This is a genomic window from Sinomicrobium endophyticum, from assembly GCF_052983315.1.
On record NZ_JBRKIS010000025.1, the window covers coordinates 505,858 to 519,061 of the forward strand.

General features: G+C 43.1%; 13 protein-coding genes. 7 read left to right on the forward strand and 6 right to left on the reverse strand.

The window, feature by feature from the left end; translation table 11 throughout:
* Positions 1-70: 70 nt before the first annotated feature.
* From ACVBDU_RS10655 to ACVBDU_RS10665, 3 genes are all read right to left on the reverse strand, one after another.
* Complete coding sequence (locus ACVBDU_RS10655; RefSeq protein ID WP_447179730.1) at positions 71-538, reverse strand: DUF3291 domain-containing protein; 468 nt, start codon at positions 536-538, stop codon at positions 71-73.
* A 175-nt stretch (positions 539-713) separates the two neighbouring features.
* Positions 714-1,373: an aspartate kinase gene (locus tag ACVBDU_RS10660; protein WP_447179731.1), complete on the reverse strand. Its 660-nt coding sequence runs from the start codon at positions 1,371-1,373 to the stop codon at positions 714-716.
* Positions 1,374-1,536: 163 nt separating this feature from the next.
* Positions 1,537-1,896, reverse strand: coding sequence for a YraN family protein (locus ACVBDU_RS10665; RefSeq protein ID WP_447179732.1), 360 nt, complete (start codon positions 1,894-1,896; stop codon positions 1,537-1,539).
* A 322-nt stretch (positions 1,897-2,218) separates the two neighbouring features.
* Here ACVBDU_RS10665 and ACVBDU_RS10670 point away from each other — a divergent pair, with 322 nt between their 5' ends.
* Complete coding sequence (locus ACVBDU_RS10670; RefSeq protein WP_447179733.1) at positions 2,219-2,677, forward strand: hypothetical protein; 459 nt, start codon at positions 2,219-2,221, stop codon at positions 2,675-2,677.
* A gap of 19 nt (positions 2,678-2,696) precedes the next feature.
* Here the strand turns inward: ACVBDU_RS10670 and ACVBDU_RS10675 are convergent, their stop codons facing one another.
* Positions 2,697-3,683, reverse strand: a complete 987-nt coding sequence (locus ACVBDU_RS10675; RefSeq protein WP_447179734.1) for a S66 peptidase family protein — start codon at positions 3,681-3,683, stop codon at positions 2,697-2,699.
* Between the two features lie 429 nt (positions 3,684-4,112).
* Between ACVBDU_RS10675 and metG the strand changes: the two genes are divergently transcribed.
* Together metG and purD are read left to right on the forward strand one after the other, a co-directional pair.
* A complete protein-coding gene (gene metG, locus ACVBDU_RS10680) occupies positions 4,113-6,179 on the forward strand; it encodes a methionine--tRNA ligase (RefSeq protein WP_447179735.1) in 2,067 nt (688 codons plus the stop codon).
* Positions 6,180-6,204: 25 nt separating this feature from the next.
* Positions 6,205-7,497 (forward strand): phosphoribosylamine--glycine ligase, encoded by a 1,293-nt coding sequence (gene purD / locus ACVBDU_RS10685; protein WP_447179736.1) that lies wholly within the window; start codon positions 6,205-6,207, stop codon positions 7,495-7,497.
* 315 nt (positions 7,498-7,812) lie between these two features.
* On the opposite strand, the gene ACVBDU_RS10690 is transcribed toward purD, so the two are convergent.
* Positions 7,813-8,043 carry a DUF6341 family protein gene (locus ACVBDU_RS10690; RefSeq protein ID WP_447179737.1) on the reverse strand — a complete coding sequence of 77 codons (231 nt, stop codon included), beginning with the start codon at positions 8,041-8,043 and terminating at the stop codon, positions 7,813-7,815.
* A 213-nt stretch (positions 8,044-8,256) separates the two neighbouring features.
* Between ACVBDU_RS10690 and ACVBDU_RS10695 the strand changes: the two genes are divergently transcribed.
* Positions 8,257-9,180 (forward strand): DUF6427 family protein, encoded by a 924-nt coding sequence (locus ACVBDU_RS10695; RefSeq protein WP_447179738.1) that lies wholly within the window; start codon positions 8,257-8,259, stop codon positions 9,178-9,180.
* A 257-nt stretch (positions 9,181-9,437) separates the two neighbouring features.
* Here the strand turns inward: ACVBDU_RS10695 and upp are convergent, their stop codons facing one another.
* The gene (upp, locus tag ACVBDU_RS10700) at positions 9,438-10,097 is read right to left on the reverse strand and encodes a uracil phosphoribosyltransferase (protein ID WP_447179739.1); all 660 of its coding nucleotides are present in this window, start codon (positions 10,095-10,097) and stop codon (positions 9,438-9,440) included.
* 261 nt (positions 10,098-10,358) lie between these two features.
* Between upp and ACVBDU_RS10705 the strand changes: the two genes are divergently transcribed.
* The 3 genes from ACVBDU_RS10705 to ACVBDU_RS10715 are packed head-to-tail and all read left to right on the forward strand — an operon-like array spanning position 10,359 to position 13,180.
* A complete protein-coding gene (locus ACVBDU_RS10705; protein WP_447179740.1) occupies positions 10,359-11,639 on the forward strand; it encodes a nucleotide sugar dehydrogenase in 1,281 nt (426 codons plus the stop codon).
* A gap of 4 nt (positions 11,640-11,643) precedes the next feature.
* The gene (locus ACVBDU_RS10710) at positions 11,644-12,225 is read left to right on the forward strand and encodes an acyltransferase (protein WP_447179741.1); all 582 of its coding nucleotides are present in this window, start codon (positions 11,644-11,646) and stop codon (positions 12,223-12,225) included.
* Positions 12,226-12,244: 19 nt separating this feature from the next.
* Positions 12,245-13,180 (forward strand): Gfo/Idh/MocA family protein, encoded by a 936-nt coding sequence (locus tag ACVBDU_RS10715; protein WP_447179742.1) that lies wholly within the window; start codon positions 12,245-12,247, stop codon positions 13,178-13,180.
* The last annotated feature ends 24 nt before the right edge of the window (positions 13,181-13,204 follow it).

The following is a 13,204-nucleotide window of genomic DNA, read 5'->3' on the forward strand; positions in this document are numbered from 1 at the left end:
GTCAGTTTGAGCACAAAGCGAGGTGGCTGGGTGTCCCGGCTCCGCCGGGATGTACCGAAGCCCCGGGTTATTAAACGGATTTTTGAATATATTCTTTAAGATCCGTCGGGGAATACTTCTTTTTAAAGGTAAAGGCATAGGGTGTTTCCCCGTGTTGCCGGATGTGATCCAGGCGTTCACGGGCATCGGACACCGAGGGGAACATATCGTCCTCCACATACCAGAGGGCCATGTGCATTTCCTGCATTTTGTGAAACCATTCTTTTTTTCGTTTGAATATTTCCACATGGTCGGAATGGTAAACATAGCGGAACAACGAATCCATATCTGCCCATACGGACATATTTACGATAATAAAATCATCGTCATATATTTTCATGGAGGTGGCGTTATTACCGTCGTCCTTAAGTCGCCATACAAACCCGGTACTGCTTTCGGCGAGGGCATTGATACGGTCCAGGTTGGCTACGAAATCGGACATTACGGGGCTATCGATCGCTCCTTTCATGCGGGCGATATTTACTTGCGCTAATTGCATAGATATTGCATTTTTAGAAACAGACGGAATCTGCCAGGCAAAATACAAAACAAAAACGAAAAAAACCGTGCAGGTGAGTTATCCTTTTATAATTTAAGGATGGGGTTGGTGGTAAAAAAGGGGAGGAGGTTGTCCGGAAGGGAACTTAATGGCATAACAAAACCGGTTGTGATACTTATAAGTTCTTCAGGTCCTTGATCACTTTAAATGCCTTGTCTATTTGTCCTTCGCCTACGATGATCGTAAATTCGTTGGTGGTGGAAATTACTTCATGCAGAATAATTCCTTCCCATGCCAGTCGCTGAAAGATAAAGTAATAGATACCGGGGATAACCACGTTTTCTTCGGGAAGTTTAACGGTAATGGATGCCAGGTCTTCTACTTTCTGTGTCATTTTTTCCTCACGGAACAGAGATTCCACCATAGAGTTAAGCGAATTGCTGACCACAATATTGGTTTCGTTAACTCCCCTCGAAGATGTGTAGAAAGCATCTTTGTTCTTGTTTACCTCCTTGAGTAGGCTGGCCTGGCTGTTCAGTATGCTATCGGACAGCAGAAAAGTATAATCCGTGAGTGACGAACGTACGGTAATCTCGCCGATGTTCTTAAGCACCTTCAGTATTTTGTGCGTGGCCCGGAATTCCATATCCATGGATAAACGTTTGAGCGCCATCACAACAGCCCCGCTTCTTACCTCTTTTCCCAGTTGCTCCTCTATCTCCGGCCCTATAATTCTGGATAAAGAGGTTAGATTGATAATGCCCTGTGCCAAAGCGCTCTGCAGAAAAGGCTTTGTTTTAATGTAATTCTCAACTACGGAAGAAATGGTTTTCATCTTGAATGGTTTTGGTTTACGAGGCTAAATTAACAAATTGTTTTATTTAAAACAAATAGTAAATTAAATAAATTAATAAAAAAAATGGAACAGTAGGTTTTTTAAGGAAGTGTAGTTGTTAAAAATCGATGCTTACGGTTCCGAAAGGGTATAATTCCGAGGGTTAAAAGTGGTAAAAAGCATCCTGCAGATGTTCCAGGGTATGTTTTTCGCCTTTTTTGATAATGGTAATGATATCAAAACGAACTTCCGTATCTATATTTTTTGTAACAACGTAGTGGTCTATAGCCTTTACAAGCAACTGTATTTTCTTCTTATTGACGGCGTCCTGCGGATTTCCGAAGTCTATGGAGCTCCTCGATTTTACCTCTACAACGGCCAGGATATCCTTTTTTTGTGCTATAATGTCAATTTCCGCTTTACCGAAGGTGTAATTTCGTTCGAGGATGTGATACCCGTTTTGCAACAGGTGTTGTGTAGCCAGCTCTTCTCCTTTTTTCCCGAAGTTGTTATGTTCTGCCATAGTTTTCGTTTTTCCGCCCTATGAACTCATCTTGACTTTTCTAATTGGCTACAAAATGATCTTTTTACTCCAGATTTCGCCTTTTTCTTGCTCCGTAGCTATGGCTATGCTCCCTATAATTATCGGGAGCAAAAAAGCCTGCATCTGAAGCAAAAATCTCTATTTCCTGCCTGCCTGCTAGGCAGGTTCGCTTCAATCACAAAAGTCAAGATGAGTTCTATCTGTAAAATTAAGGAAAAACCTTATAATATGCGGGGGTTCTTCCGGAAGTGCTGCCTATTTTGTCATTATATCCGTACTTTTATGTATAAATATTTCAACTATGTATTTTCAAAAATCAGGAAATGCCCTGGGCTTAATAGTGTTATTGCTCCTCATCGCCTGTGGGGGTAAGCGGGAGAAAACAGGAGAGAAAAAATCAGGTCCTACCGGAAGTCCTGTAGCGGGGATAACGGAAATTTCCCGCGATACGCTGGCATTGTCGCTGGAAAATGGCTTTGTTAAGGGAGAAATATATAAAGAGGAGCGGGATAAAAAGTATTTTGTGCTTAAAACCGATGCCCCGGTACAATTATCTGCTAGACTGGAATCGAAAGACACGCTGGCCAACCTGCGCTTTACGCAGATATTCTTTCCGGACGGATCGGCGGATGGTCCGTTTGGCCGGGAACTGGAATACGAACTGGAAAAACCCGGGACCTATGTTTTGTCCGTAGGGGAAAATATGATGGCCGGGGAGCCCTGGTCCGGAGATTTTACTATTGAAGTGAAAGTGAAATAAGAATTCTCCTGTTCCGGTATTATTTTTTACGGTCCTTAAACTCCAGGGTAACGGAATCCCTGGCAACGGTCAGTTTGGCATCTTCACCCAGTATCAGGGCCCTGTTGTCCCGGATATGTCCTGCCGGAAAATCGAAACAGACCGGGAAATTATACTTGTCGGCAATTTCCTGTACAATACCTATGGCATCTTTCCCCCACGGAATGCTGTTGTCGTGCATTCGGGTCATACCACCCACGATCAGGCCTTTGATATTATCAAAGTACCCGTTGCGTTTCAGGTTCAACATCATCCGGTCTATGTGGTAAAGATACTCGTCCAGGTCTTCGATAAACAGTATTTTTCCCTCCGTTTTTATAGCCGAGGGAGAGCCTAACAGGCTGTATAGAATAGATAAGTTTCCACCTACTACTTCTCCTTCCGCGACACCTGCGCGGTTCTGTACGCGTGAAGGGACGGTGTATTGCAGTTTTCCACCGAAAAGGCTCTTTTTAAGGCTTTGTACGGCTTCTTCGGAGTTCTTTTTCACATTGATGGGCATGGTGGCATGCAGGGTGGCTATACCGAGATTGTGAATATGACTGTGCAGCACGGTAACGTCACTGTAACCCACGATCCATTTGGGTTTTTGGCGAAACCTGGTAAAATCGAGCATATCCACGATCCTTACCGTACCATAACCTCCTCTTGCCGCCCAGATGGCTTTAACAGCCGGATTATCCAGCATGTTCTGTAAATCCTGTGCGCGGGCTTTGTCTGTTCCCGCAAGCTGATGGTATTCCGGTCCGATGGTCTTTCCCAGTACTACATGTAATCCCCATTGACGCAGGGTGTCTATGGCAGGTTGCAGGTCTTCTGCCTGAAAGCTTCGGGCCGTGGCTATAATAGCTACGGTATCTCCTTTTTTAAGGTTCGGGGGAAAGATCATGGCGTCCTGGGCATATCCTGTTCCTGTGATTAAGGTCAAAAAGAGGATGAATACAAAGTGCTGTGTGTATTTTAACATGTGTAATCCTGGTATGATTAGTATCTGACGGAACAAAATAACAAATTACCGGGGAAACAGGACTACGATTTCCCGATTTTTAAGGTCTAATCCATCCTAATGCTTATTTTTGCACCCTGATCCGGCTGTGTACCGGATTTTAGAGCTTGTTTAAACTGGTTTGATTGAAGCGAACCTGCCTTGCCGGCAGGCAGGAAATGATGATTTTTGTTCCATATGAAGGCTTTTTTGATCCCGATGATTATCGGGAGCATAGCCATAGCTATGGGGCGAGAAAAAGACAAATATGGGGCAAAAAGGACATTTTTTTAGCCTCCCGATAATCATCGGGATGAAATTAGTTTAAACAAACTCTTAAAGAACAGGACTTCACGGATTTGTCCGGATGAGTCTCTTTTTACAGTAAACAAAATAAGAAAGGAACATACTATGCCACAAAACCCAAAGCGCTATACGATCACGTCAGCATTACCTTATACCAATGGCCCCATACATATTGGCCACCTGGCCGGGGTGTATGTCCCTGCCGATATTTATGCCCGTTATCTCAGGTTACGGGGAAAGGATGTCGCTTTTATCTGCGGAAGTGACGAACACGGGGTGGCTATTTCCATGCGGGCCAAAAAAGAAGGGGTTACGTCACAGGAGATCATAGACAAATATCACGCGATCATCAAAAAATCCTTTGCGGATTTCGGTATCTCATTTGATAACTATTCGCGCACTTCGGCAGAGATACATCATAAAACAGCATCCGGTTTTTTCCGTAAACTGTACGATGACGGGAAATTTATAGAAGAAGTTACCGAGCAGTTATACGATGAAAAAGCCGGGCAATTCCTGGCAGACCGTTTTGTTATAGGAACCTGTCCGAAATGCGGAAATGAAGAAGCCTACGGAGACCAGTGCGAAAACTGCGGAACTTCGCTGAATGCCACAGACCTGATCAACCCGAAATCGACCATAACCGGTACCAAACCGGTGCTGAGAGAAACCAAACACTGGTTCCTCCCTTTAGATCAATACGATGCTTTTTTGCGGGAATGGATACTGGAGGGGCATAAGAATGATTGGAAACCCAATGTATACGGCCAGGTAAAATCGTGGCTGGACGACGGACTAAAACCCCGTGCCGTTACCCGCGACCTGGACTGGGGAATCCCGGTTCCGGTGGAAGGCGCCGAAGGAAAGGTGCTTTATGTGTGGTTTGATGCGCCTATAGGATATATTTCGTCTACCAAAGAGTGGGCAGAGCGCGAAGGGACAGACTGGGAGCCTTACTGGAAAGACAAAGACACCAAGCTGGTACACTTTATCGGGAAAGACAACATCGTCTTTCACTGTGTGATCTTCCCGGCCATGCTCAAAGCGGAAGGAAGTTACATATTACCGGAGAATGTTCCGGCTAACGAATTCCTGAACCTGGAAGGGAATAAATTGTCTACTTCCAAGAACTGGGCGGTATGGCTGCACGAATACCTGGAAGATTTCCCGGAAAAACAGGACGTACTCCGGTATACCTTAACGGCCAATGCCCCGGAGACCAAGGACAACGATTTTACCTGGAAGGATTTCCAGGCCAGGAATAACAACGAACTGGTAGCCATCTTCGGAAATTTTGTAAACCGGGTTATTGTGCTTACCAATAAATATTATGATGGTGTTATCCCTTCCCCGGCAACGTTTACCCAAAGAGATGAGGATACGCTGGCAGAACTGAAGAAATACCCGGAGGTCATATCTTCTTCCGTAGAGCGTTACCGCTTTCGCGAAGCCCTTGGCGAACTGATGAATGTAGCCCGGCTGGGGAACAAGTACCTGGCGGATGAGGAGCCGTGGAAGCTGATAAAAGAAGATACGGAAAGGGTACGGACTATAATGTATGTCGCTTTACAGGTAGCAGGAGTGCTTAGTGTGCTGAGCGAACCCTTCCTGCCGTTTACCGCGAAAAAACTCCAAAAAATGCTCGGGCGGCCGGTTTCCGAAGAAAAAGCCCCCTGGGATGCCGTTGCGGAAGGAGAGGGCCTTCTTCCCGCAGGACATCGCGTGAACCAGGCCGAACTGTTGTTTACTAAGATAGAAGATGCGGAAATAGAAAAACAACTGGAGCGGCTGGAACAGACCAAACTTGACAATAAAGCGGAAAATAAGGAGGTAGCCCCGCAGAAAGAAATCATTACATACGAAGACTTTGCCAAACTGGATATGCGTGTCGGGACCATTATCGAGGCGGAAAAGATGAAGAAGGCCGATAAACTGCTCATTCTGAAAGTAGATACCGGTCTTGATGTCCGGACCATAGTTTCCGGTATAGCCGGAAGTTTTAAGCCGGAGGACATTATCGGCAAAAAGGTAACCGTATTGGTAAACCTCGCCCCGAGAAAACTTAGGGGAGTGGAGAGTCAGGGAATGATACTGATGACACAGAACAGCGAAGACAAACTGGTTTTCATGAATCCGGACGATACGGTAGATAACGGGGAAACGATCTCCTGACAATAGACTATAAAATAACAAACAGATGAACATATTAATATTGGGAAGCGGCGGCAGAGAGCATACATTTGCCTGGAAAATTGCCCAGAGTGATAAGGTAAAACGGTTATTTGTAGCCCCCGGTAATGCCGGTACGGCCAAAACAAAGCTGGCTTCCGGAAGTACGGTAACCAATGTAGATATATCCGCTACCGATTTCGGGGCGGTAAAAGAACTGGTGCTTCGTGAAAATATAGAAATGGTCGTTGTAGGGCCCGAAGATCCTTTGGTAAAAGGAGTCCACGATTATTTCCTGGGGGATCCCCATCTGAACAACGTAGCGGTAATAGGTCCGCAAAAGCAGGCGGCTTTGCTGGAAGGGAGTAAGGAGTTTGCCAAACAATTTATGGCACGGCATGATATTCCCACTGCGGCATACCAGAGTTTTACCAAAGATCAGCTGGAAGCCGGGTACGGCTTCCTGGAAACACTAAATCCCCCGTATGTACTTAAAGCGGACGGGCTTGCTGCCGGAAAAGGCGTGTTGATACTGGATGACCTGGACGAAGCCAAAGCAGAACTTAAAAACATGCTGGTAGAGGAAAAATTCGGGAATGCCAGCGCCAAGGTCGTTATAGAGGAATTTTTGAGTGGAATTGAACTCAGTTGCTTCGTCGTGACCGACGGAAAAAATTACCTCACCCTTCCTATGGCGAAGGATTATAAACGGATTGGAGAGGGAGATACCGGGTTGAATACAGGCGGTATGGGAGCAGTGTCCCCGGTGCCTTTTGCGGATGACGATTTTGTAAAAAAAATCGATGAACGTATTGTAAAGCCTACCATTGCCGGTTTGCAGGAAGATAAACTGCCCTATAAAGGTTTTGTATTTATCGGGTTGATAAAAGTAGGAGATAATCCTTATGTTATAGAGTACAACGTACGTATGGGTGACCCGGAAACGGAAGTGGTGCTCCCCAGGGTAAAGACAGACCTGGTAGCGATCTTTGAAGCGGTAAGTACAGGTACCTTAGACCGGGTGAAACTTGAAGTGGATGAGCGGGCTGCGACTACCGTAATGGCAGTTTCCGGGGGGTATCCGGAGGCATATCAGAAAGGAAAAGAAATTACCGGGGAGGACGCTATAGGAGAATCACTGGTTTTTCACGCCGGAACAGTTCTCAAAGAAGGTAAGACCATTACCAGCGGAGGACGTGTAATAGCAGTTACTTCTTACGGAAAAGATTTTAAGGAAGCATTACGGAAGTCCTATCGGAATATGGAAAAACTGGACTTTGACGGAATGTACTACCGGAAAGATATAGGTTTTGACTTGTAAATTCACATAAAAACAGCATCCGGAGAAAATATATGCCCGAGGATACGATAGTAACAAAAGGGCTATTAACTTCGGATGCCGTTCTTTGGAATGAAAGAGAAACCTCTTTATTGGTCTCAGAAATAGTTAAAACTATGCACTTTAGTGCATTTCGCTTTAGCTTCTAAAAAATTTTGTCAGAAGTCGGAAGTCAGAAGCTGGAAGTTTTTTCTTCCTTCTTCATACTCCCAGCTTCCAGCAAAGAGTTGTTATTCATATTGTTAAAGAACGAATTTCATTCGTTATTAAAAAACCTATGGACTTCAGGTTCATGGTTTAGTTCAGAAAAGAATGCGCAGAGACATCTTTGTTCTCTTCCCCTCCGTCATTGTATTTTTTCAGTTGCATTATCCAGTATACCAGGGCGGACATACAGATAAGCATGAATATCCAGTTCAGGGTATTTGCTGCCCACCAGTTTTCCAGTTCCAATGATCGTAACCAGTTAAGGGGTACGAGAAGGATGTTTTCAAACAGGTATTGAATGCTTTCCATTAGATCTTTCATCTGTTATTTTTTTTAATCTACGTATTGTTTATTTCATAGCGGAGTTCATCTAGATGTACTTCGCAATTGTTTTTCATAAGTCATCCCGATAGCTATCGGGGCAGCGAGTTTTGTCGTTTGCTAAAAAGGCATTTCATCGCTAAAAGGTAAAAGTTATACTATATTTACGCAGCAAATTTACGTTTTTTACGTTGTAAAATATAAAAACACAAGATGATTTCCAGTTTTTTTAACCGGGCAAAACCCATAAATCTTTTATTGATCGCGCTTTATGCGGGTTTTTTCTACTGGATAACACAATTTTATCTTTACGATACGGATTGGACGGGATCGGCTATACTCTCCCGGTTTTCCGTTTTTCTGGTTGTCGTTTTCAGTGTTTTCCTGGCCAATTTCGTCATTCGTAAAAATACACTTTGCGAAGGCAATTCATATGCTCCTCTGTTATTTGTAGCATTCCTGTCCCTGTTTCCCCAGATATTCCGGAGTTCCGAAATTATAATGGCCAACCTGTTTGTGTTACTGGCCTTACGGAGGATGATCAGTATCCGGTCGCTGATACAGATAAAACAAAAGATATTCGATGCCGCCCTGTGGATCTGTGTGGCCGCCCTGTTTTACGAATGGGCCCTGCTGTTTCTCCTGGTAGTATTTGCATCTATCCTGGTTTATCGCCTCGGGGATTACAGGAACTGGCTGGTACCTTTTGTCGCGATATTTGTAGTGGCCTTATTGTTGTTTACCTATGTTATCTGGTTTGCGGATATGGAGTGGATAAAGGAGGTTTTTCCGTTTTCCGTGAATTTTTACAGCATCAGGACCAGGACAGTAGGGTTTATACTGCCCATAGCTTTGATAGCATTTTTCAGTCTGTTGTCCCTGGCGGCATTTATAGCTAACTACAAGACGAAACCCTCCGCCATACAGTCTTCCCTGCTTTTAGTGATCATTACATTGCTGGCAGCGGCCGGAATAGCGGCAGTTTCGAATAACAGGGAAAGCGATGAGGTGGTTTTCGTCTTTTTTCCTGCTTCCATACTCATTACCAATTACCTGCAATTGATCTCCAAAAAATGGTGGAAAGAATTTATGCTCTGGTTGTTTTTGATTTTGCCGATAGTTCTGTTGTTTATTTGATGTAAGTTCAGCTTGTTTTGGTTTTGTAATCGGGGATTTAATGTTTGGCGAAAATGATTTCAACCCTGTTTCCCGGAAAATCAGTTTTACCCCAGCCCTAAAGCCTGCCTGGCCGGCAGGCAGGGGAGCCTGATTTTCCTCGATTCTCTCTTTAGCGAAGGGGGCGACCCAAATGAAAATCTATGGGAATTAAATTTTTGTCATGTATTAAAAGCCATTAATTTATCGAACTCACACTATTTAGCAAAACAGTCTTTTCAGTGCTGTAATTTGCTTCCATAAGCAAGGTCGCCGGCATCGCCCAGGCCGGGTATAATGTATCCTTTGTCGTTCAGCGTATCGTCTATTGCCGCAATCCAGAGATGGGTATCGGAAGGGAAATGTTTTTCAACCAGTTCAATACCGGGTTTGGCGCCGATAACGGCAAGAAGGTGTATTTCCGCCGGCGCTCCCAGCTTTTTCAGGCTCTCATATACCGAAATAAACGATTGCCCGGTGGCCAGCATCGGATCGGCCAGGAGCAGCGTTTTGCCATCCAGGGAGGGGGAGGACAGGTATTCTACCCGGATATCGAAATCATCTCCTTGCCCGGTGTGGTGCCGGTATGCCGAGATAAATGCGTTTTCGGCATGGTCGAAATAATTGAGCAGTCCGTTGTGAAAAGGTAGCCCGGCCCGGAGAATGGAGCATATGACCATCTCGTTCTCCACCAACGGGACTTCCTTTTCGCCCAGGGGAGTGGTCACGGACTTCGGAGCATAGGAAAGCGTTTTACTGAGTTCATAACCCAGGATCTCCCCGATGCGTTCCAGGTTCTTCCGAAACCGCATACGGTCCGTTTGCACAGCGCGGTCACGCACCTGTGCAATAAAGTGATTCAATATGGAATTCCGGCTTTCGATATGATGAATATGCATTTGGCGACTTTTGTTTATTCAAATGTACGCAAAATGAGGATAAAGAGAGCGTTTGGAATAAGGTACGGGTTTCCGCTTTGAACTTTAAAGGATTATCGTACTTTTGCGCAAAGGAGAAGGAGAGACAAAGATGTTTTCATGAATTTAGACCGGGTTTGGAAGCAACGGAATTAAGAGGATGGCGTCATAATGATGTGAAGAAAAGAGATAAGGATAAGATGGATATCTTGCTTGGAGTGTTTATTTTTATAATTTTTTAATATGTCAAAATATAAATCTTTAAGGGAAAATAAAATCGCTGTTATTGGTTTGGGATATGTTGGATTGCCTTTGGCGGTAGAATTTGCAAAGAAAGGATATTCCGTTTTAGGGTTTGATATAAACGAAGAACGAATTAAGGAGTTAAAGAGAGGGAAAGACAATACCGGTGAAGTATCAGAAGATGAATTACAAGAGAGCAAAGAGATTAGTTATTCTTCACAGCAAGAGGCTCTTTCGGAATCCAATGTTTATATAATTACTGTTCCTACTCCTATTGACAAGTTTAAACAACCAGATCTGTTTCCTTTGTTGAATGCCAGCAGATTAATTGGGAAATTTCTTAAAAAAGGAGATATTGTAATTTATGAATCCACGGTTTATCCCGGATGTACGGAAGAAGACTGTGTCCCTGTTTTAGAGGAAGCAAGCGGGCTAAGTTATAATGTAGATTTTTATTGTGGATATTCGCCGGAAAGGATAAACCCGGGAGATAAGAACAGAAGAGTGCACAATATTGTTAAAGTTACTTCGGGGAGCACTCCAGAAATAGCGGATATAGTTGATGATCTTTACAATTCGATAATCGAAGTAGGAACTCACAAGGCTCCGAGTATTAAAGTAGCGGAAGCTTCGAAAATTATAGAAAATACCCAAAGGGATCTGAATATTTCATTAATAAACGAATTAGCTCTGATATTTGATAAGCTAGGAATAGATACCTTGGATGTTTTGGAGGCAGCGGGGACCAAATGGAACTTCCTTCCATTCAGGCCCGGATTAGTTGGAGGACACTGTATCGGAGTAGATCCTTATTATTTAACTCATAAAGCAGAAAGTGTTGGGTATCATCCGCAGGTAATACTTTCTGGCAGGCGTATTAATGATAATATGGGTATACATGTAGCCAGTAGTGTGATCAAGTTAATGGTTAAAAATGAATTAAAGGTTAAAAATTCAAGGATACTTATTTTGGGTTTTGCATTCAAAGAGAATTGTCCGGATGTTAGAAATTCCAGGGTTATAGATGTTATTGAGGAATTGCGGAGTTTTGGGGCAAGGGTCGATGTGTATGATCCTTTGGCGGACAAAAAGGAAGCTTTTAATCATTATGGTGTAAATCTTATTAATGATATAAAAAATAAGTATGAAGGGATAATTTTAGCTGTTGGACATGATGAATTTAGAAAAATAGCAATAGAAGACCTTAAGGTTCATCCCAAAACAGTAGTATATGATGTTAAAGGTTTTTTGTCTAAGGACGTAATAACAGGAAGGCTATAATAAGATGAAAGAGAAGGAATTCTTTGCTCATGAAACCGCAATTATTGATGAAGGATGCTCAATAGGTGCCGGAACTAAGATCTGGCATTTCTCTCATATTATGACTGGTTGTGTTATAGGTGAAAAATGTAATATAGGCCAGAACGTTGTTGTTTCCCCTCAGGTAATTCTCGGAAAAAATGTGAAAGTGCAGAATAATGTATCCATCTATACCGGTGTTATATGTGAGGATGATGTGTTTTTAGGACCTTCTATGGTATTTACTAATATAATAAACCCCAGAAGCGCCATAGTCAGGAGGGATGAATATGTAGAAACATTGGTAAGTAAGGGAGCATCTATTGGGGCCAATGCAACCGTAGTTTGTGGCAATACTATAGGACAGTATGCATTAATAGGTGCCGGGGCTGTCGTAACCAAGGAAGTTAAGGACTACGCACTGGTTGTGGGAAATCCGGCGATACACATCGGATGGGTTAGTGAATACGGACATCGCTTGAATTTTGATAGTAATGGCATTGCCGTTTGCCCTGAAAGTCTTCAGGAATACAGACTGGAAGATGATAAAGTAAAACGAATTAAATAGTTATATTATACCCTTTTACATGAAGAATTTTGCATTGGTAGGAGCGGCAGGCTATATAGCTCCGAGACACATGAAAGCTATTAAAGAAACCGGGAATAATTTGTTAGCAGCCCTGGATCGGAGTGATAGTGTAGGTGTTATTGATTCTTATTTTCCTAAGGCCGATTTCTTTGTCGAATTTGAACGGTTTGACAGGCATATAGAGAAGTTAAAATACGAGAATAATACCTATCTGGACTATGTGAGCATATGCTCTCCAAATTATTTGCATGACGCACATATCCGTTTTGCTTTGCGGAGTGGAGCAGATGCAATTTGTGAAAAGCCTTTGGTATTAAATCCCTGGAACATAGATAAGCTTCAAAAAGTTGAGGAAAAAACAGGGAAGAAAGTCTATAATATTCTTCAATTAAGAGTTCATCCTAGTATTATTGCATTAAAGGAAAAAGTAAAAAATGCCCCAAGAGACAGGAAGTTTGAAGTTGACTTGACCTATCTGACATCCAGAGGACACTGGTATTATACATCCTGGAAAGGAGATGTGAATAAATCCGGGGGAATTGCTACAAATATTGGTGTTCACTTTTACGATATGTTGTCGTGGATCTTTGGAGATATACAAGAAAATATAGTTCATGTCCATGAACACGATCGGGCAGCAGGATATCTGGAATTTGAAAATGCCCGGGTACGGTGGTTCTTATCCATAAACGCAAAGTATTTACCGAAGGATATTAAAGCAAAAGGGCAAACCATCTTCAGGTCTATTACTATAGATGGTGAGGAACTGGAATTTAGCGGAGGCTTTACGGATTTACATACTATGGTGTATAAAGATATACTGGAAGGCAAAGGGTATGGTCTGGAAGCGGCCAGGACAGCTATTGAAATTGTGCATGGTATTAGAAATACTGTTCCGATAGGATCTCGTGGAGAATGTCATCCATTTCTTTAATTGCATTGGTTCAAATTGATACTA